Here is a 20,206-nt window from a genome sequence, read left to right as displayed (position 1 = left end):
TTGCTCAATAGTGTATTGTTCTACTTTAGCTTGCTTACATTAGAGCTGATATGCCTGAGGGCTAACCCAATATGATTCTCTACGGTTTTAGGGGTTATGTCTAATAGTTCTGATATTTCTTTGTATTTAAATCCGTCAATTCTGCTCATTTCAAAAATTTGACGGGTACGTTTTGGTATGGATTCTAAAACATTTTTAATGACATTTTTATTAATTTCTTTTTGTTCGTTAGCAATGATTTCATCCTCTATACTTGGATATAGGCTACTGCTATTTAACTGGTCGTCGTTTTGTAGTGGTCTTGTTTGGTAATTGTTCTTAATTCTTAGGAGATCGTTTTTTAGTATCGCATAGATATATGATTTTGGATTTTTAATTTTATTAAGTTGGTCTCGATTAGACCATAATTGAATAAAAACATCGTCTACTTTTTCCTCTATGATATGAATGTTAGACTCGAACAAAACACCAAATCTACACAGTTTGTCATAGTATTTTTTAAAAAACACATCGAGTGCCTTGGTATCACCTTCTTGAATTTGTTCAAATAGAAAAAGGTCTTCACTTGGGATGACTGAATGACGAATGCTTTTAATCTTCATGATTTTGAGTTATTAGATATTCGTTATGATTTACCTTCTTTATTTCAACATCAGCGATGAATTCTATGGAGTGAATAAATGCCTCTAGGTCTTGTTCTTTAAAAGCACCTGTTAACCTTTTTTGATTGATTTCTTCATCAGTAATCTTGAAGCTTACTCCGTAAAAATTATTTATTTTATATAAGGCGTCTTTGAATATTAAATTATCGAGAATTAACATGTTGTCTTTCCACGCTAAAGTCTTAGTAACATTGAAGTTTCTTTTAGTAACATCCGAAGTTTTGGTGTTATAAATAAGCTCTTCCCTTGGTAATAAATTAAGACTGTTTTGAGACTTCTTAATAAGGACATTGACCTTACCTCTTTCTAAGGATACGGACTTATTATCTAAGACGGTATTAACGTTAAAAGCGGTTCCTAAAACAGTAATGTTTAAATCCTCTGTATGGACAACAAACGGAATTTCTTTGTTATGCGTAACGTCAAAATATGCCTCTCCTTTGACGTAAACCTGACGCTTAATATTAAAATCTGAGTTGTATTGGATTTCGCTAGATGCATTTAAAATCACCAAACTGCTATCTGGAAGATATACGGTTTGTCGCTGTCCTTTACTTGTAGTGACTTGGTTTGTATAGCTTAATTCATCGGAATGCGAAAAGTAACCGAAGGCTATAAAAAGTAAAACACATGCCGCTAAACTATAGGCAACCCGACGTATAACATTTGGTTTTGAACGCTGAGTTCTAAGAATATTTTGGGATTCTAATTGTAAGTCTTTTTGCGCTTCATAGGCTTTTAAACTTTCAGGATAGTTATCCCAAATAAGTTTGTAGTTATCAAAGGTTGCTTTTAACTCATGATCTAAAGTTAGCTCTATTTCGAATATCGCTTTAGCTGCTGTAGACAATTCCTGCGTTAAATATCGAACGCATTTTCTTTCATTTTTAGTCATTTCCGTCATGGAGTATTCCCTTTTACTACTATGAGTAGAAAATTAGAAAATACCCTCAGTGATTGACATCAAGAGATTGACAAGGAATTATTAAGTAAATGTTAATTGAGCAGAATGGGTCATTGCTAAAAGTTGTGTGTGTGTGTGTGATGATTAAAAAAAGATTCTGATTTTTGTAAAAAAAAAGACTTTTGGACAATTATCTAGAACTACTGAAACTTATTCTTCCTGAATTTTTAATAGATCATTTTGATTTAATTAGGCATACCAAGAATGGAGAAGTCATGCATCTCTATTTCGAAGAACGCAATATCACACCAAAAGAAGAAACTGCCCGAGAATTAATAGCTCATGGCTTTCATAAACAAGCCACAATACAAGACCTTCCCTTAAGAGGGAACACAGTATATTTACATGTTAAGCGTCGTACATGGTTAGATAAAACCACCTAAGAAGTTGTACAAAGAGACTGGAACTTAGTCGCACAGGGAACACGAATGACTACCGAGTTCGCTGCTTTTTTAAAAGAAATTAATCGATACTAAAGCTTCAGACTGTCACACTATTGCTGGTTTTTACAATGTTAATGGTAAAAAGCTATCTAGACAGTACAGAGATTATCTTAGTGAATTTAATCATTGGAAGCAGAAACCACATGCTAAACAATGGCTTATCTTCCCAGAGAATATAGGACCTTATCTTTCTATTGACGAAACAGCATTGTCAAAGGGCGAACTCTATACAATCATTACCAATAAAAATGCAAAAGGTAAGAAAGGCAGTATTGTAGCGGTTGTTGCAGGAACTAAAGTCGAACCTATTATTGAACAACTACTTAAAATATCAGCAAAAAAAAAGAGCTAAGGTCAAAGAAATAACATTGGATATGGCAAACTCAATGAAAACCATTGTAAAAAAATGCTTCCCTAAAGCCATACAGGTAACAGATCGCTTCCACGTTCAAAAACTTGCCACTGAAGCCTTGCAAGACATTAGAATAAAACACAGATGGGATGCAATAGACCTAGAAAATGAGCAAATAAAACAAGCTAGATTAAACAATAAAACTTATAACCCTCTAGTGTTTAACAATGGAGACACAAGAAAACAACTCTTAGCAAGAAGTAGATATCTACTGTATAAATCACCACAAAATTGGACTGAGAACCAATATCTAAAGAAGTCAAATTTTGTTTAAGGAATATCCAGATATAAAAATAGCTTTTAATTTAGTTCAAAGCTTTAGAGATATATTTAATACAGCAACTTCAATACAGGTTGCATATACTAAGTTAGCTCACTGGTATAAGGAGGTGGAACAAGCTGGATTTAGAGCATTCAACACAATAGCTAATACAATAACATTGAACTATCGGTCAATTTTAAACTATTTTATAAATAGAAGTACTAATGCTGCCGCGGAATCTTTCAATGCTAAAATAAAAGCGTTCAGGGCACAGTTTAGAGGGGTCAAGAATGTGGAATTCTTTCTGTTTAGATTAACTACAATCTTTGCTTAAACACAACTTTTGATCTTGATCCTAAGAATAGTTAACAAGAAACCATAAAACACAAAAAAGCCACTACTTTCGTAATGGCTTTGTATGCTCCTCTTCTTAGGCTCGAACTAAGGACCCTCTGATTAACAGTCAGATGCTCTAACCAACTGAGCTAAAGAGGAAGGTTATTTTTCGCGTTAGCGGATGCAAATATATACAGTATTTTCATTATTACAAAATGAAATATTATTTTTTTTAAAAAAATTAATTCGTGAGGGCTTTAAAAATATCATTACCATTGGCAAACAACACTAAAGCTATTAAAATAAAGAAGCCTATCACTTGTGCGCGCTCTAAAAACTTTTCGCTTGGTTTCTTTCCAGATATTATTTCGAATAACAAAAACACCACGTGCCCACCATCTAATGCTGGTATTGGCAATAAATTAAGTATGGCTAACATAATAGATAAGAATGCGGTTAAACCCCAGAAATCTTGCCAAATCCATTGGTCAGGGAATACGTCAAAAATGGCTTTAAAGCCACCTACTCCTTTGTAAGCACCTGTACTAGGTGTGAAAATTTTTCCTAATTGATCAAAATAACCAGAAACTTGTTCTTTAAATTTATCTACACCTCCACCAAAACTTTCTAAAAAAGTATAGTCTTTATGTATGATATCAAAATAACCTAGTTCTGCAAACCTTGAATTATGAGTAGCTAAACCAATACCAAACTTTCCGTTATTATCTACCTTTAAGGTTCTGTCTATTTTTTCATCTTCTCTTAAAAATGTAGCTGTTACAGATTGGTTCTTGTACTCTAATAATTTATCTGCTACCTGATCAAAATAACGAATTTCTTCTCCATTAAGCGCTAGTAAAATATCTCCTGTTTTTATATCTACACCTTTATTTGTAGAAGTATCTGGTACAGTACCAACCATAAATGGAATTCTTAACTTAAAAGTTCCATTCTTTCTTTCGGCAGATGATAGCTGACCTAAGAAATCTTTTGGGAGCACAATTTCCTTCTTCTCACCTGCTCTTTCTATCGCATACTTCTCTCCATTAACTAAATTTTTCTTTACGTCGTAATAGGTGTCCACCTTCTCATCATTAATAGCTAATATCTTATCTCCATTTTTAAAACCAACATCTAAAAGCAATTCGTTTTCAATCCAAAAACCATCTTTCATACTGTCAGTAGTAACATCTGTATCTCCATAGGTAAAAGAAATAGCCACATAAATTACATAGGCCAAAATAAAATTCACCGTAACTCCACCTAACATAATAATTAAACGTTGCCATGCTGGCTTAGAACGAAATTCCCATGGCTGAGGAGGTAATGCCATTTGCTCTTTATCCATACTTTCATCAATCATTCCAGCTATTTTCACATAACCTCCAAGTGGTAACCAACCTATACCATATACAGTATCTCCAATTTTCTTTTTAAATAGTGAAAATTTCACATCAAAAAAGAGGTAAAATTTTTCGACTTTAGTCTTAAAAAGTTTCGCCGGTATAAAGTGTCCAAGCTCGTGCAATACAATAAGCAAAGATAAACTGAGTAAAAATTGAGATATTTTTATAATAAATTCCATGTAATTTTTTTCAAATTTCGATGTGCAAAAGTAATGTATTTATCTCAAACGTATATTTAAAAAAAACATAGGAATACGTTAAAACAGCACCTTAGTTATATTTTTACAACTCTTTTAGTGATTGTCTTATCCTTTGTTTGAATTTGCACAAATAACAAACCTGACGCTAAAGTATTTAAATGAATTTGAGCGCTCCAATGGTGTTGCAATACTAATTGTCCTAAACTGTTATACACCTTAATCGTTTCAACCTCTATATGTTCGGGCTTTATAAGGTTTATTACAGAAGTTGTTGGACTGGGATATAAAATTATATCATCATCAAAATTAAAATCAGAGGTACTTAAACTTACCGTATTGTTTTTTGAAATTAAATGGTAATCCGGATCAATTAACACCTCTTGAACTGTAAAATTGACCGTTTCAAAAAATTGTTCATTATTAATAGTATTATTTAAAACAAGATCTAAAGATTCTCCAAAAGTTCCTAAAATTCTAATTGGTACTTCGGCTTCAAAAAAAGAAACCGAGGCATGACTTTGGGTTTGCGACACCATAAGTTGCAACTGGCTTTCATCTTGATTCCAATTCACAGCATAAGTTGGATAGCCTTGATTATAAACCCAATCGTTAAAAAATTCATCTAAATCTTCACCCGTTATCGCTTCCATAACATCAATAAAATCTTCTGTTTTAGCATAATTATAAGCTAAATCTGGCCTATCTAAATAATTTTGTAACCCTTGATAAAAGTCTGTATCACCAAGCTTTTTTCTTAACATGTGTAAAACCATAGCTCCTTTATTATAACTAAGGCGACTACTAAAAATCCTGTTAACACTTGTAGTATCTTGATCTGTAAGATATACAGCGCCATGAGGCTGTGAGGTAATATTATTAACGATCTGCTGTCTCCACGATTTAAAATTAGATGCTCCATCTAAACCTTCAATAACCAACCCAGACAAATACGTTGCAAAGCCTTCGTTTAACCAAATATCTTTCCAACTTCCACAGGTTATTTTATTGCCAAACCATTGGTGTGCTAGTTCGTGAGCAATAAGCCCTCTATTAAAAGAGCCCATAAAGGATATTGTGGTATGCTCCATACCTCCTCCCCAACCAAATTGGGCATGGCCATATTTTTCGTCTGCAAAAGGATATTCTTCAAACAAATTTGTAAAAAGATTCATAATATCTACAGTCACTCCAGTACTCGCTTGTGCACTTGCTAAATTTTCTGGATAGACATAATTTACAATATCAAATGGACTTCCATTATTTGCTACTTCATGGGAATACACTTCATAATTAGTAACAGCTACAGCAATTAAATAAGCAGGAATGGGATGACCATGCTTAAAATGCGTGGTTTTCTCAGAACCTGTAACCACCTGACTTTGCTCTAACCCATTAGATACTACCACATACGGTTTATTCAATGGATTTAATACTGGAGTGGTAATATATACATCGATATCTTCTATCTTATCTATTAAATCTTGCTTACACGGCCACCAACCTTTGGCACCATAAGGTTCAGACAGCGTCCAAATAATAGGATCATTATCATTACCATGAGTGGTCTGCTCAAAAGAACCAAAACCAGAACTCACAGGATTACCAGCATAACTCACTGTTAACGAATCTAAAACTCCTTGCGCTTGTGTAGTTGGTAAGGTAATAATCAATTCGTCATCAGAATTTTGCGTATAACTTAAATTGTTACCACGCTGTAACACTTGAGACACAATCATATTATCTGCCAAATCAAAAGTGATTTCAGTCATGGCCTCCTTAGCTTCGAAATAAGTAGTGACATCACCAGAAATTGTTGCTACAGACGGATCTATATTTAATTCTAACCGATGGTATTTCACATCGTAATTTCCTGTATTAGTATTTTGAGCATTCATTATTTGGCGTAATGCTGAATTCGCTTCAGCTGAACGAATAGCATGTAATGTCTGATTATAATCTTGTGCGTTTATATTTAAAGCAAATACCAAGATAAGGCAGCTAAAAAATCGTTTCATAGAGCTAGTTTTAATGTTAAAAATAAAGCTTTTCTTGAGATTCAGTCGTATTTTTGCTCTTCAACATAGCTTTAATACACACGTAATGTCATTTCTTTCATTTTTTAAAGGGTATAAAAAATTCGGAATCTTTTTTTCAATACTTTGTATCATCATCATCGCAATAATATACAATGTATTAAATGTAAAACATCCACTTCCTGTTTATCAGCCTGGTATGGTAAGCGAAGAATTGGTAGACAGCACTATTCAACACCAATTAAAATACCACAAAATAGCTGATTTTAGCTTGACCAATCAAAATGGAGAAACCATAACTCAAGAGACTTACAAGGATAAAATTTATGTCGCCGATTTTTTCTTTACAACATGTCAAACAATATGCCCAATAATGACAGACCACATGTCTTTAATACAAAAAGAAATTATTAACGATGACGATGTAATGTTACTTTCACATTCCGTAACACCAAAAATTGATAGTGTCGCACAACTAAAAAAATACGCTAAAGAAAAAGGAGTTATAGATCGAAAATGGAATTTAGTTACAGGCGATAAAAAACAAATCTACGAACTCGCTAGAAAAAGCTACTTAGCCGTAAAAACCGATGGTAATGGAGATGCCTACGATATGATACATACCGAAAACTTTATGTTGATTGATAAAAAACGTCAAATTAGAGGATTTTACGATGGCACAAAACCTGAAGATATTGACCAACTTTTACAAGATATTGAGACTTTAAAATCTTTTGGTGGCTCATAAATAATTGTAAAGCATTTAAATATTTATTGACTAACTTTTTAAGCTAATAAATTTCTATTACTTTTGCTTCTTTAAAATTAATCTAAATAAGGATAAGGTTGACATTAGCAGATCTAAAACGCGGACAACAAGGCATTATTACTGATGTATCTTCTATACATATTCCATTAAAACTTCTCGAAATGGGTTGTTTACCTGGTAATTTGGTAGAACTTGTACAAGTTGCTCCTTTTGCAGACCCAATGTATCTTAACATTAATGGTACGCATTTAGCTATTAGAAAAGAAACTGCTATTCATATTATAATTGAAACTGCGCATGAGTAAGCAAATCAACGTCGCGTTAATAGGAAATCCAAATACTGGAAAAACATCTGTTTTCAATGCACTAACTGGATTAAATCAAAAAGTTGGTAATTACCCTGGTATTACGGTTGAAAAAAAAGAAGGAATCTGTAAACTGCCACGAGGAGTAAAAGCACATATTATTGATTTACCAGGAACCTATAGCTTAAACGCATCATCTTTAGATGAAAACGTTGTTATTGAATTACTACTAAATAAAACCGATAAAGATTACCCTGATGTTGCTGTTGTTGTTAGTGATGTAGAAAATTTAAAACGAAATCTTTTATTATTCACTCAAATTAAAGATCTAAAAATTCCAACAATTTTAGTCATTAACATGGCTGATAGAATGGAATATAAAGGCATTTCATTAAATTTAGATTATTTAGAAACGCAACTTAAAACTAAAATAGCATTAATAAGTACGCGAAAAAATAAAGGCATAGACAAGTTAAAAGAATTAATAGCGACTCATAAAGAACTCTCTATTGAACCTTGTTTAGATGCCTCTACCATAGATAAAGCTTATTTTGATAACTTAAGAAAAGCATTTCCTAATCAATTATTATACAAGCTTTGGTTGGTAATTACCCAAGATGTCAACTTCGGAAAAACAGACCGAAAAACATTTGAAGCCGTTGAAGATTTCAAAACGAAGTCTAAAACAGACTTAAAACGACTTCAACAAAAGGAAACCATAAAGCGTTATCAATTTATAAACGAAACACTAAAGTTAGGGCAAACTATTGACCTTAAATCGGCAAAAGACTTACGTATAAAACTAGACAGAATTCTAACTCACAAAGTTTGGGGGTATTTAATTTTTGGGATTATTTTACTCACCATATTTCAAGCAATTTACGATTGGTCGAGTATTCCAATGGATTTTATTGATAGTTCATTTGCCTCATTAAGCGAGTGGACAAAGAGCACTTTACCCGATGGAGCATTTACAAACCTCTTGGCAGAAGGTATTATTTCAGGACTTGGTGGTATTGTGATTTTCATTCCACAGATCGCCTTCTTGTTTCTGTTTATTTCTATTCTTGAAGAAAGCGGCTATATGAGTCGTGTGGTCTTTTTAATGGATCGTATTATGCGACGTTTTGGACTTAGTGGAAAAAGTGTTGTGCCTTTAATTTCGGGAACAGCCTGTGCTATTCCTGCTATTATGGCAACTCGAAACATTGAAAGTTGGAAAGAACGTTTAATCACTATTTTAGTCACTCCTTTCACTACGTGTTCGGCAAGGTTACCTGTTTACCTTATTATTATTGCTTTAGTTATACCCGAAGGACGAATATTAGGGTTAAGCTATCAAGCCTTAACTTTAATGCTCTTATACCTTATTGGATTTGGTGCTGCCGTTGGTTCTGCTTGGATTTTAAATAAAATTCTTAAGATAAAAAGCAAGAGTTTCTTCGTTGTTGAAATGCCAAATTACAAGTTGCCATTATTTAAAAATGTAGCCTTAACAGTTTTAGAAAAAACAAAAGCTTTTGTATTTGGAGCGGGTAAAATTATACTTGCCATATCTATTGTATTATGGTTTTTAGCGTCTTATGGCCCTGGAGACGATTTTAATAATGCCGAAACCATTGTTACAGAACAATACGCTTCAGAAAACTTATCTGAAGAGGAGCTAAACCAAAAAATAGAATCTCATAAATTAGAACATTCCTTTATAGGTATTGCAGGTCATGCTATAGAACCAGCAATAAGACCTTTAGGTTACGATTGGAAAATTGGTATTGCCATAGTGAGTTCTTTTGCGGCACGTGAAGTTTTTGTTGGAACACTGGCCACTATTTATAGTGTTGGTAGTGACGAAGAAGAAACCATTAAAAACCGAATGGCAGGAGAAATAAACCCTATCTTAGGTGGACCACTATTTAACTTTGCTTCTGGTATTTCATTACTGTTATTTTACGCCTTTGCTATGCAATGCATGAGCACACTTGCCATCGTAAAAAAGGAAACAAATTCTTGGAAATGGCCAATGTATCAATTAGTAATTATGAGTGGCTTTGCTTATATTGTAGCTTTAGTTGCCTATCAACTTTTAATATAAATAAGCCTAAAACAAACTTATGAATACCATTATTCAAAACATATTAGTTTTTGCAGCATTAGGTTTAGCCTTACTTTTTTTAGTGCGTAAATTTATTTGGACACCTAAGAAAAAATCGGCTAAAGCTTGTGGAGGTGATGATGGCTGCGGATGTCATTAATTGTTATTTCAATCGCTTACTTTTTTGATTACAAATCTAATAAATCAACATTTTTAAAAGACTTCATAAATGGCTTTCTTATATGCATTGGTCTTTTAATTTCGGCATTAATATTTGTAGCCATATTTAATCTAACTATTGTTCATGGAATTTTCTATATAGGCATAGAAATCATTCTCGTATTCGTCCTAAAATCCTTTATACAGCGTAATAACAATAGTAATAAATAAGCTGCTCCTATTTTTCTATAAAACCTGAAGGAACAGAAAACGTATCAGCATCTGGTGTTACAAACTTTACATTGTTTAACGTTGCATTACCGATAACTTTTCCTAAGCCCCCCTCTTTAGACCATTCATAAAATTCCCAGTGATGTGCTACTGGTACACCATCTATCATTTTATAATTAGAGTAACCTATGGCATGCGGATCTGCCTCTGCTGCTTCTGTAGATTTATTAACCGTAACAATATAAGCCACGTAATCCATTATATGTGTTTTTGGATCGCTGTAAACAATATACCAATCATCTGGAGCATCTCCTGTATTGGCTTCAAACGTTAAACGTTGCGAATTGTATGTTTTATCATTAAGCTTTGCGCTTTCTACATCAGACCAAATAGTTCCTTGGTCGCTCAACTTAGTAGGAAACAATAAGAAATACATCCAAGTGTAAGCATCAAATCGCGCTGCTTTATCATTTTTAAGGTTTGGCGAATGAAATACATTTTCGCCATCATAATAAATGAAAGTACCATCATTTAATGCAATCTTTCCTTTTGTAGAATTGGTTAAAAACGTCATTTTGCCATTAAGACGTTCTTTACCACCAAAACTAATGACCATATCTAATTCAATAGCTTCTTTAGACAAAAATACGTCCTTATTATATGCCTCTTCAATAGTTTCTACAGGTGTGAGCATCTTATTTTCTATGACAGGTTCAGAGGTTTCTACTTCAACTGGTGCTTTCTTTTCGCTTTTACAACTTATTGAAACAATTAAAAGCAATACACAGACAATACTAAACTTAAACATATAAGACATATTTTGGGGTTTTATTAAACGAATCGACCAAATTAGAGTGTAAATTGAACACAGACGCTTAAGTCTAGGAATTTTAAGATAAGTTTAGCGTTTTATGTAAAAATTATAGCTAAAGCGGTATTAAACCTTCTTTAAGTATAAATTTTTAGCCACACTTTGAGAGACTACTATTTCTGAATGCTCTAAAGCTATTTTTATAGAATTATCAAAAGGCTCTTTATGCTTCACTGTAATTATTGTGCCAAGTGCAATATTATTGCTGTCTAGGTATTTCAAAAATTTAGAAGAAGTATCATCTACTCCAACACATTTGTATGTAGAACCGACTTCAGCTTTAGCCAAAACTATTTTTTCAATATGCTTAAAGTTCCCCTCCTTATCCGGAATTGGATCTCCATGAGGATCATACGTCGGAAATTCTAAAAATGCATCGAGTTCGTCAATCAACTTTTCAGACTTAATATGCTCTAAGTGTTCTGCCACTTCATGAACCTCATCCCAAGAAAAGTTTAATTTTTCTACTAAAAACACTTCCCAAAGGCGATGCTTTCTAATAATATTTACTGCGACACGTCTACCGTCATCTGTTAAAGTAACACCTTGGTATTTTTTATAATCCGCATAATTCTTTTCAGATAGTTTTTTAATCATATCTGTAACAGAAGATGCTTTGGTCTGCATAGCAGAAGCGATAGCATTTGTATTTACCGTTTTTTCGCCATTACTACTTAAATGGTAAATCGCTTTAATATAATTTTCTTCTGTTAGTGTAATCATAAGTTTATCGTGTTCTGCAAATATAGAAAAGATAAATTTCTTAAAATATTTTTAGACTAATCTAAAAATATTTTTATATTTGTGTAAAATTAATTCAAGATGAGACTAATTAATATAATTGTTTTTATGATTTGTGCTAATACAACAGCACAGTCAACTTTTAGTTTAGAAGGAAAAGTTCTATCCAACGGTAAGCCTCTTCCGTATGCAAATGTGTATATTGAAAACACAGATAAAGGCGCCACAACTAATGAGAATGGTATTTTTAGCATCCCTAACTTAGCGCCTGGAAATTATTCTATAGCTGCTTCTTTTACAGGGTATACTCTTCAAAAGAAAACGGTTATAATTAAAGCTAAGGATAGCTATATCACCTTTAACTTAAACGAAGATGACACACTTGATGAAGTGATTATCACAGGAACCTTAAAAGCGGTTTCAAGATTAGAAAGCCCTGTCCCTGTAGAGGTTTATACACCTACGTTTTTAAAGAAAAATCCAACACCAAATATCTTTGAAGCGCTACAGAATGTTAATGGAGTTCGTCCACAATTAAACTGCAACGTTTGCAATACTGGCGACATTCACATCAATGGTTTAGAAGGACCTTATACCCTTGTTTTAATCGATGGTATGCCTATCGTTAGTGGCTTATCCACAGTTTATGGGCTTTCTGGCATTCCTAATTCGCTTATCGAACAAATTGAAGTTGTGAAAGGACCTGCATCATCATTATACGGAAGTGAAGCTGTTGGTGGACTTATAAATGTGATTACAAAATTACCAGAAAATTCACCTCGTTTTTTCGCTGATGCTTTTGTAACAGGTTGGGGAGAAAAAAACTTAGACATAGGTTTTAAGGCTAAAGTTGGAGAAAAAGCCAATGTATTGGTTGGTACTAATTATTTTAAATACGACAATCCTATTGATAACAACAATGATAATTTTACGGATGTTACGCTTCAAGACCGCATATCTATATTTCAAAAATGGGATTTTAAACGGACTAACAATCGAAAACTATCTATAGCAGGTCGTTATTTTTATGAAGATCGTTGGGGCGGAGAAATGCAATGGAATTCAAGCTATAGAGGAGGTGATGAAATTTATGGAGAAAGTATTTACACTTCACGTTTCGAAATTTTAGGTGACTACCAATTACCAATGACTGAAAAAGTAAATCTTCAGTTTTCATATTCTGATCACGATCAAAACTCAGTGTATGGAAACACACCGTATTTAGCGCAACAACGTATTGGATTTGGACAGTTAATTTGGGATAAGACCATCAATAAACATGATTTATTATTCGGAACAGCACTGCGCTACAATTATTACAACGATAACACTACAGCAACCATAACTGCAGACGAAGTCACAATACCTTCACTTTTTATTCAAGATGAAATTGCTTTCAACAAAAAGCAAAGTTTATTACTTGGTATGCGTTATGATTACGATAGCAGACATGGCAATATTTTTACACCAAGAATAGCCTATAGATACAAACCCACTGATAATGACATTATACGCCTTAATGCAGGTACTGGCTTTAGAGTCGTCAATTTATTTACCGAAGAACACGCTGCACTTACCGGAGCACGAGATGTTATAATTCAATCCAAGTTACAACCCGAAGAATCTTACAACGTTAATTTAAACTACCTCAAAAAACTCTACCTCAACAATGGCATGTATTTCACCTTTGATACCTCAGTTTGGTACACCTACTTTACCAATGCCATTATACCAGATTACGATACCAACCCTAATCAAATTATCTACGACAATCTTGATGGCTACTCTGAATCTAAAGGTTTAAGTTTTAATATTGATGCGGTTTTTGGAAGTGGTATTAGAGCTTCAGTTGGTGCTACTTTTCAAGATGTTGCACAAACAGAAAATGGTGAACGCACCAAACAAATATTAACAGAGGAATACTCTGGTGTTTGGTCATTATCGTATAAAAATTATGCCACTAATCTTACTTTCGATTATACAGGAAATCTTTACGGACCAATGCGATTGCCATTATTAGGAGATTTAGATCCAAGACAAGAGTATTCACCAACGTGGAGCATTCAAAACATACAAGCCACCTATGATGGTTTAGATAATCTTGAAATTTATGCTGGAGTAAAAAACCTATTAAACTGGACACCAAATAAAGGAAACCCTTTTATAATCGCTAGAGCGGATGATCCTTTTGACGAAAACGTTCAATTTAATGGAGATGGTGATGTCATTCCTACAACAGACAATCCATACGCACTAACATTTGACCCGTCATATGTTTATGGACCCAACCAAGGTATAAGATTATTCTTTGGAATGAGATATAACCTAAATTAATCATACAATTTTAGTACCTTCGTAATAAATATTTAGATATATGAAAAAAATAATTTTCTTCTTAGCTATCACGCTCATTTTTAAGGCGTGTAAGGATGAATCTAAAGCTAACGGCAAACTCAATATTGTAACCACTACGACCATGATAACCGATTTGGTTCAAAATATTGGTGGTGATATGGTGAATGTACAAGGTTTAATGGGTTACGGAGTAGATCCACACCTCTACAAAGCCAGCGAAGGAGATGTTAATAAACTGGTTAAGGCAGATATTATTTTTTACAACGGGCTACATTTAGAAGGTAAACTCGTAGAAGTTTTTGAAAAAATGGGCAGCAAAACAAAAACTCCAATCGCTCTAGCAGATGCTTTAGACAAGCGTACACTAATAGGTTCTGAATATTTTGCTTCAAATTTTGATCCGCACGTTTGGTTTGATATTAATTACTTTAAACAATTTGCAGAAAAAACAGCGACCATTTTATCTGAAAGAAACCCTGAGAATGCTAAAACATTTGAAGCCAACAAAAACGCATACCTTACTAAATTAGAAGCACTTCAAACTAGCATCACGCAAATTATAGCAACACTTCCCAAAGAAAAACGAATATTAGTAACTGCTCATGATGCGTTTAATTATTTTGGAAAAGCCTACGGATTTGAAGTGGTTGGTTTACAAGGAATATCTACAGCAACTGAAGCAGGTGTTCAAGATGTTCAAAAATTGGCTACATTTATTATCGAGAAACAAATCAAAGCCATATTTGTAGAAAGTTCTGTACCTAAACGAACAATTGAAGCCTTACAAGCTGCAGTAAAATCAAAAGGCCACGATGTAAAAATTGGAGGCACCTTGTATTCTGATGCGCTCGGAAATGCAGGCACAGCAGAAGGCACTTATATTGGTATGTTTGAATATAATGTAAAGACAATTGTAAATGCCCTGAAATAAAATTCCTGCGAAGGCAGGTATCTCATGAAATTTAGTTCTATTCTAAAATGAAAAAAGACTCAAAGAAAAATATAAAACATAGTAGTTCTAGTGATGAGACGTCTACTTCTACAGAAGTAATCGCCGTAAAAGTAGACGACCTTACCGTTGCCTACAACTACAAACCCGTACTTTGGGACATCGATTTAGAAATCCCAGAAGGAGTTTTAATGGCTATTGTTGGACCTAATGGCGCAGGAAAATCTACACTTATAAAATCGATTTTAGGGATACTAAAACCTATTGCTGGAAGTGTTAGCATTTACGGAAAACCATACGAAAAGCAACGACAACTCGTTGCCTACGTGCCTCAAAAAGGAAGTGTAGATTGGGATTTCCCTACCACAGCATTAGATGTGGTGATGATGGGAACCTATGGAAGTCTAGGCTGGATTAAACGTCCTGGACAAAAAGAAAAAAAAGCAGCACTTGAAGCTTTAGAAAAAGTAGGGATGTTAGCGTTTAAAAGTCGACAAATTAGTCAGCTTTCAGGAGGACAACAACAACGTATTTTTTTAGCACGCGCTTTAGTACAAAATGCTTCTATTTATTTTATGGATGAACCATTTCAAGGAGTTGATGCAACCACTGAAATCGCCATCATTAATATTTTAAAAGAATTACGAAAAGCAGGTAAAACAGTTATTGTGGTACATCACGATTTACAGACCGTACCCGAATATTTTGATTGGGTGACCTTTTTAAACGTCAAGAAAATTGCCACAGGCCCTGTAAAGGATATCTTTAATGACGATAATTTAACGAAAACTTATGGTATTAACTACAAAGTAAGTATACAGGAATAAAATTAGTTTTCAGTCGCAGTAAGCAGTGCTTACGATATTAAAAAACATGAAATCAATAAAAACATGAAATACGCATACACTATTTTATATGTCGAAGATGTTGAAAAGACCATATCATTCTATGAAAATGCTTTTGGATTTCAAAAAAAATTCATCACACCAGAGCATGATTATGGCGAGTTACTTTCCGGTGAAACCACAATCGCTTTTGCATCTCATTCCTTAGGCAATTCAAACTTTAAAAAAGGCTTTAAACAACTTTCAATACATGAAAAGCCCAACGGAATTGAAATGGCTTTTACAACTGAAAACATTGAAATAGACTTTAAAAACGCATTAGCAGCAGGTGCTGTTGAATACGAAAGTATCACCCAAAAACCTTGGGGACAAAAAGTAGGATATTTAAGAGATATTAATGGGTTTCTAATAGAAATTTGTACACCAATAAAACATTAAAGGTCATAAACTTAATCGAATACATAGAACTTGTCTTTACAGACTACACGCTAAGAACCATCACACTTGGAACAACCATATTAGGAGCTGTTACTGGAATGCTTGGTAGTTTTGCTGTACTTAGAAAACAAAGTTTATTAGGAGATGCTATTTCTCATGCCGCTTTACCAGGTATTGCGATTGCTTTTTTAATTACTGGAGCTAAAGACAGTAATACGTTATTAATTGGAGCTTTAATTAGTGGATTAATTGGTACGTTTTGGATTAGAGGTATTGTCACCAAAACCCACTTAAAATCAGATACCGCTTTAGGTTTAATTCTGTCCTTATTTTTTGGATTTGGAATGTTGTTACTCACCTTTATTCAAAAACAACCTAATGCTAACCAAGCAGGGTTAGACAAGTACCTTTTTGGACAGGCAGCTACCTTAGTAGAAAGTGATGTATGGTTAATGGCTATTGTTACAGGAATATGTTTTATAGTCATGCTTACCTTCTGGAAAGAGTTTAAGATCTTACTATTTGATGCCGATTACGCCCAAACACTTGGTTTTAACACCAAATTTATAGATATTCTTATCACAACATTTATTGTTTTAGCTATTGTGTTAGGACTTCAAACCGTTGGAGTGGTTTTAATGAGTGCTATGCTTTTAGCTCCTGCTGCTGCTGCTAGACAATGGACAAATAGTTTATCGGTTATGGTGCTTTTAGCCGCTATTTTCGGAGCCCTTTCTGGCGTCTTTGGAACAGCAATTAGTGCGAGTCAAGATAATTTATCTACAGGACCTGTTATTGTGTTAGTAGCTGGCGTTTTTGTCGTGTTTTCATTTATATTTTCTCCTAGTCGGGGCTTATTATTTAAACAAATCCGATTCATTAAAAATCGTCGCGATTTAGAACTACATAAAACACTCGCATTTATGCATCATATTGCAGAAACTCATGAAGACATTTCTCACCCACATGCGGTAAAACTTTTAAATAATTTTCAAGGGTACACCCGTTCTACACTTCAAAAGTTAGTAGATAAAAATTACGTTCAACTTCATGGCAATATGTGGAGTTTAACCAAAACAGGTTTTGAGGTCGCTTCTAACTTATACACTAAACAATCTACTGAAGATGAGTAACGCACAACTAGAAATACAACTTATTGCAAGTTTAGTTGCCGTGGCTTGTGCCATTCCTGGGACGTTTTTAGTACTGCGAAAAATGGCGATGATAAGTGATGCCATTAGTCATTCTATCTTACCTGGTATTGTTGTTGGTTTTTTTATAACACAAGATTTAAATTCACCTTTATTAATTCTACTAGCGGCTTTAACAGGTATTATTACGGTGGTTTTAGTAGAATATATCCAGAAAACAGGATTGGTAAAAGAAGACACAGCCATAGGACTAGTATTTCCAGCCATGTTTAGTATTGGCGTCATTCTAATTGCTAAAAACGCCAACGATGTCCATTTAGATGTCGATGCTGTTTTATTAGGCGAATTAGCCTTTGCTCCGTTTGATAGGTTACTCATTGCCGGAACTGATGTAGGTCCAAAATCACTTTGGGTCGTTGGCACTATTCTACTCATCACAATTACACTTTTAATTCTATTTTTTAAAGAATTGAAAATAAGCACCTTTGATAAAGGTTTGGCAGCATCCTTAGGGTTTTCACCAGCGATTATCCATTACGGATTAATGTCTGTATCATCCATAACAACTGTTGGTGCATTTGATGCGGTTGGAGCTATTTTAGTAGTCGCTTTAATGATTGCTCCCGCTGCCGCTGCCTATTTACTAACTACAGACCTAAAGAAGATGCTAGGTTTAGCCATAGGTTTCGGCATTTTTAGTGCCATTTTTGGCTATTGGGTAGCACATTGGCTAGATGCTTCAATTGCAGGTTCTATTACAACGGTTCTTGGTTTAGTATTTTTATTGGTTTATTTATTTGCTCCTTCAAAAGGTATTATCGCCGTTATGTACAGAGAAAAACAGCAACGTACCGAAGTCTCTTTATTGACGTTTTTACTACACTTAAAGAATCATGATGACATTGAAGAGCGCCACGTTAATCACCTCAACGAGCATATTAATTGGCAAAAAGTACGTGCTAAAACTGTTCTCGATTTAGCTAAAAAAAATAATATGATTCACATTAAAGACAATATTGTGTCCTTAACTAAAAAAGGAGATGAATTCACGTCTAAAGCCATTGATTACATTATTACTAATGAAGATGCGCAAATTGAAGACATGAAGGATGACTTCTTTCTGTTTAGAGGATAAATTGGATTTATTTGTAATACTATTGAAAGCTTCAATACTTAATAACGACAGATGCCAATATTTTTAAACCATCATGAACCTATTAAATTATCTTACAGGTAAAAACGGATTAATCCTTTTAGGGTTTATTGTACTATGTGTTTTTATCTATAACAAGTATAAAACACAACGCTATTTTAAATACATTGAAAAACGACAGAAAGAAAAAGAAAGGAAAGAATAAACTTTTATAACATCCTATTGTCTTCTAACAACTATAGACTTATTTAAACCCACGTTCCTTCTGAATATGCTCATAAGCTTCTTGCACTTGTCTAAACTTAGCTTCTGCACCTTCTTGATGTTCTTTACCTAAATGACCAACACGATCTGGGTGGTATTTTTTAGCCATAGTACGATATGCTTTTTTAACCTCCGTATCAGAAACTGACTTATCAATTTCTAAGATTTTATAAGCATTATCACTACTGTTATAAAACATGGCTTTTATGCTTTCGTAATCTCTATTACTAATTCCTAAATACCCTGTTATTGTATAGATTTGACGTAATTCGTCTTCAGTAACTAAACCATCTGCTTTTGCAATTCCGAATAGAAAATGAAGCAATTGTAATCGCGACGCATGATCCATCATTTGCCTAATCTGTAAACACACTTGGCGTGTAGAAATATTCTGTTTGGAAACAAGCTTAAACAACTCAAAGGCTTTATTCGCTCTATCTTTACCATACATATTGGTAAATTGTTGACGTACAAAATCTAATTCGCGTTGGTCTTGTTTCCCATCAGCTTTAATAACAATAGATGCCAAAATCAAAAGACTCACTTCAAAATCACCAGATTGTGTTTGTGATCGTGATGTACGTTGACCATAATTTGGTGTTTTTCGATACGTATCACGCTGTCTTCCCGTTTGACGATCACCTATTAAAGGCGTACCGCTATCTGTTAAATTATCGACAAAACTACCCAAAGCTAATCCTATAATAGCGCCTATTGGACCACCAAAAGACCAACCTAAAGCACCACCAATCCATTTTGCAAAACTCATATTATATTTTTGATTTTCTAAAGTTGTAAATATACTATTAGTTAGTTGGATGAAATTATAATTTGTTACGTTTTGTACGCAACCTTTTATAGAAAATAGGCTTTTACTAAGACAACCTACACCATATTATCTTAAAATGATTAGTTGTCTTTCTTAAATGCAATCAAAAACAATTTTCTAAAAACACACATTTTAAAACTGATAATCAGTAGATTAAAAATACCTACTATTGGGTATTGTAAACAGTTTAAATAACCACTTAATTTGATTGATAACAAAGACCACGTTATAATGAAAGCATCCACTGTAAAATTTTTTGACTATATTCATGGCACTAGTATTTTTTAGAACATCTATGATAGCACAGTGTAAAGAAGACCCAAAAAGTATAGAGAT

General features: G+C 33.7%; 20 protein-coding genes and 1 tRNA gene. 13 read left to right on the top strand and 8 right to left on the bottom strand.

The window, feature by feature from the left end:
* Positions 1-20 precede the first annotated feature (20 nt).
* Positions 21-602 carry an RNA polymerase sigma factor gene (locus tag KO504_RS10435; protein WP_215926635.1) on the bottom strand — a complete coding sequence of 194 codons (582 nt, stop codon included), beginning with the start codon at positions 600-602 and terminating at the stop codon, positions 21-23.
* Positions 592-1,566: a FecR family protein gene (locus KO504_RS10430; protein ID WP_215926633.1), complete on the bottom strand. Its 975-nt coding sequence runs from the start codon at positions 1,564-1,566 to the stop codon at positions 592-594. The genes KO504_RS10435 and KO504_RS10430 overlap by 11 nt, the downstream gene beginning before the upstream one ends.
* Positions 1,567-1,748: 182 nt before the next feature.
* Here KO504_RS10430 and KO504_RS10425 point away from each other — a divergent pair, with 182 nt between their 5' ends.
* The 3 genes from KO504_RS10425 (at position 1,749) to KO504_RS17455 (ending at position 3,077) form a co-directional block, all read left to right on the top strand.
* Positions 1,749-2,009, top strand: coding sequence for an ISAon1 family transposase N-terminal region protein (locus tag KO504_RS10425; protein ID WP_252723665.1), 261 nt, complete (start codon positions 1,749-1,751; stop codon positions 2,007-2,009).
* 341 nt (positions 2,010-2,350) lie between these two features.
* Entirely contained in the window at positions 2,351-2,755 is a 405-nt protein-coding gene (locus KO504_RS17460; RefSeq protein ID WP_436840196.1) for a transposase, read from the top strand.
* Positions 2,748-3,077 (top strand): transposase, encoded by a 330-nt coding sequence (locus KO504_RS17455; RefSeq protein WP_436840195.1) that lies wholly within the window; start codon positions 2,748-2,750, stop codon positions 3,075-3,077. Before KO504_RS17460 ends, KO504_RS17455 begins: the two co-directional genes overlap by 8 nt.
* An 87-nt stretch (positions 3,078-3,164) precedes the next feature.
* Here KO504_RS17455 and KO504_RS10415 read toward each other — a convergent pair.
* From KO504_RS10415 to KO504_RS10405, 3 genes are all read right to left on the bottom strand, one after another.
* Positions 3,165-3,238 (bottom strand) — tRNA-Asn (locus tag KO504_RS10415).
* Positions 3,239-3,320: 82 nt separating this feature from the next.
* Positions 3,321-4,664, bottom strand: coding sequence for an RIP metalloprotease RseP (rseP, locus tag KO504_RS10410; protein WP_215926631.1), 1,344 nt, complete (start codon positions 4,662-4,664; stop codon positions 3,321-3,323).
* A gap of 95 nt (positions 4,665-4,759) precedes the next feature.
* On the bottom strand, positions 4,760-6,700 hold the full coding sequence (locus KO504_RS10405; RefSeq protein WP_215926629.1) for a M1 family aminopeptidase: 1,941 nt from the start codon (positions 6,698-6,700) through the stop codon (positions 4,760-4,762).
* 85 nt (positions 6,701-6,785) lie between these two features.
* Between KO504_RS10405 and KO504_RS10400 the strand changes: the two genes are divergently transcribed.
* From KO504_RS10400 to KO504_RS10385, 4 genes are all read left to right on the top strand, one after another.
* A complete protein-coding gene (locus tag KO504_RS10400) occupies positions 6,786-7,466 on the top strand; it encodes an SCO family protein (protein ID WP_215926627.1) in 681 nt (226 codons plus the stop codon).
* A gap of 92 nt (positions 7,467-7,558) precedes the next feature.
* Positions 7,559-7,792: a FeoA family protein gene (locus tag KO504_RS10395; RefSeq protein WP_115815619.1), complete on the top strand. Its 234-nt coding sequence runs from the start codon at positions 7,559-7,561 to the stop codon at positions 7,790-7,792.
* Complete coding sequence (gene feoB / locus KO504_RS10390; RefSeq protein ID WP_215926626.1) at positions 7,785-9,884, top strand: ferrous iron transport protein B; 2,100 nt, start codon at positions 7,785-7,787, stop codon at positions 9,882-9,884. Before KO504_RS10395 ends, feoB begins: the two co-directional genes overlap by 8 nt.
* Before the next feature lie 19 nt (positions 9,885-9,903).
* A complete protein-coding gene (locus KO504_RS10385) occupies positions 9,904-10,044 on the top strand; it encodes a FeoB-associated Cys-rich membrane protein (protein ID WP_215926624.1) in 141 nt (46 codons plus the stop codon).
* A 237-nt stretch (positions 10,045-10,281) separates the two neighbouring features.
* Here the strand turns inward: KO504_RS10385 and KO504_RS10380 are convergent, their stop codons facing one another.
* Both KO504_RS10380 and KO504_RS10375 read right to left on the bottom strand, forming a co-directional pair.
* Complete coding sequence (locus KO504_RS10380; RefSeq protein WP_215926622.1) at positions 10,282-11,091, bottom strand: DUF6503 family protein; 810 nt, start codon at positions 11,089-11,091, stop codon at positions 10,282-10,284.
* Positions 11,092-11,211: 120 nt separating this feature from the next.
* The gene (locus KO504_RS10375) at positions 11,212-11,868 is read right to left on the bottom strand and encodes a metal-dependent transcriptional regulator (RefSeq protein WP_215926620.1); all 657 of its coding nucleotides are present in this window, start codon (positions 11,866-11,868) and stop codon (positions 11,212-11,214) included.
* A gap of 99 nt (positions 11,869-11,967) precedes the next feature.
* Between KO504_RS10375 and KO504_RS10370 the strand changes: the two genes are divergently transcribed.
* The 6 genes from KO504_RS10370 to KO504_RS10345 all read left to right on the top strand — a co-directional run bounded on the left by KO504_RS10370 (position 11,968) and on the right by KO504_RS10345 (position 18,759).
* Positions 11,968-14,220, top strand: coding sequence for a TonB-dependent receptor (locus KO504_RS10370; RefSeq protein WP_215926618.1), 2,253 nt, complete (start codon positions 11,968-11,970; stop codon positions 14,218-14,220).
* A gap of 40 nt (positions 14,221-14,260) precedes the next feature.
* The gene (locus tag KO504_RS10365) at positions 14,261-15,172 is read left to right on the top strand and encodes a metal ABC transporter solute-binding protein, Zn/Mn family (protein WP_215926616.1); all 912 of its coding nucleotides are present in this window, start codon (positions 14,261-14,263) and stop codon (positions 15,170-15,172) included.
* Positions 15,173-15,219: 47 nt separating this feature from the next.
* Positions 15,220-16,017 carry a metal ABC transporter ATP-binding protein gene (locus KO504_RS10360; RefSeq protein ID WP_252723663.1) on the top strand — a complete coding sequence of 266 codons (798 nt, stop codon included), beginning with the start codon at positions 15,220-15,222 and terminating at the stop codon, positions 16,015-16,017.
* A gap of 63 nt (positions 16,018-16,080) precedes the next feature.
* Entirely contained in the window at positions 16,081-16,473 is a 393-nt protein-coding gene (locus KO504_RS10355; protein ID WP_215926614.1) for a VOC family protein, read from the top strand.
* Positions 16,474-16,478: 5 nt separating this feature from the next.
* Positions 16,479-17,606 (top strand): metal ABC transporter permease, encoded by a 1,128-nt coding sequence (locus KO504_RS10350; RefSeq protein WP_215927413.1) that lies wholly within the window; start codon positions 16,479-16,481, stop codon positions 17,604-17,606.
* On the top strand, positions 17,599-18,759 hold the full coding sequence (locus tag KO504_RS10345) for a metal ABC transporter permease (protein ID WP_215926612.1): 1,161 nt from the start codon (positions 17,599-17,601) through the stop codon (positions 18,757-18,759). Before KO504_RS10350 ends, KO504_RS10345 begins: the two co-directional genes overlap by 8 nt.
* Before the next feature lie 262 nt (positions 18,760-19,021).
* On the opposite strand, the gene KO504_RS10340 is transcribed toward KO504_RS10345, so the two are convergent.
* Entirely contained in the window at positions 19,022-19,810 is a 789-nt protein-coding gene (locus KO504_RS10340) for a TerB family tellurite resistance protein (RefSeq protein WP_215926610.1), read from the bottom strand.
* Positions 19,811-20,206: the final 396 nt, after the last annotated feature.

Source organism: Winogradskyella psychrotolerans, assembly GCF_018860565.1.
GTDB classification, from domain to species: Bacteria; Bacteroidota; Bacteroidia; order Flavobacteriales; family Flavobacteriaceae; genus Winogradskyella; species Winogradskyella damuponensis.
This window is presented reverse-complemented; position numbering and strand designations above follow the sequence as displayed.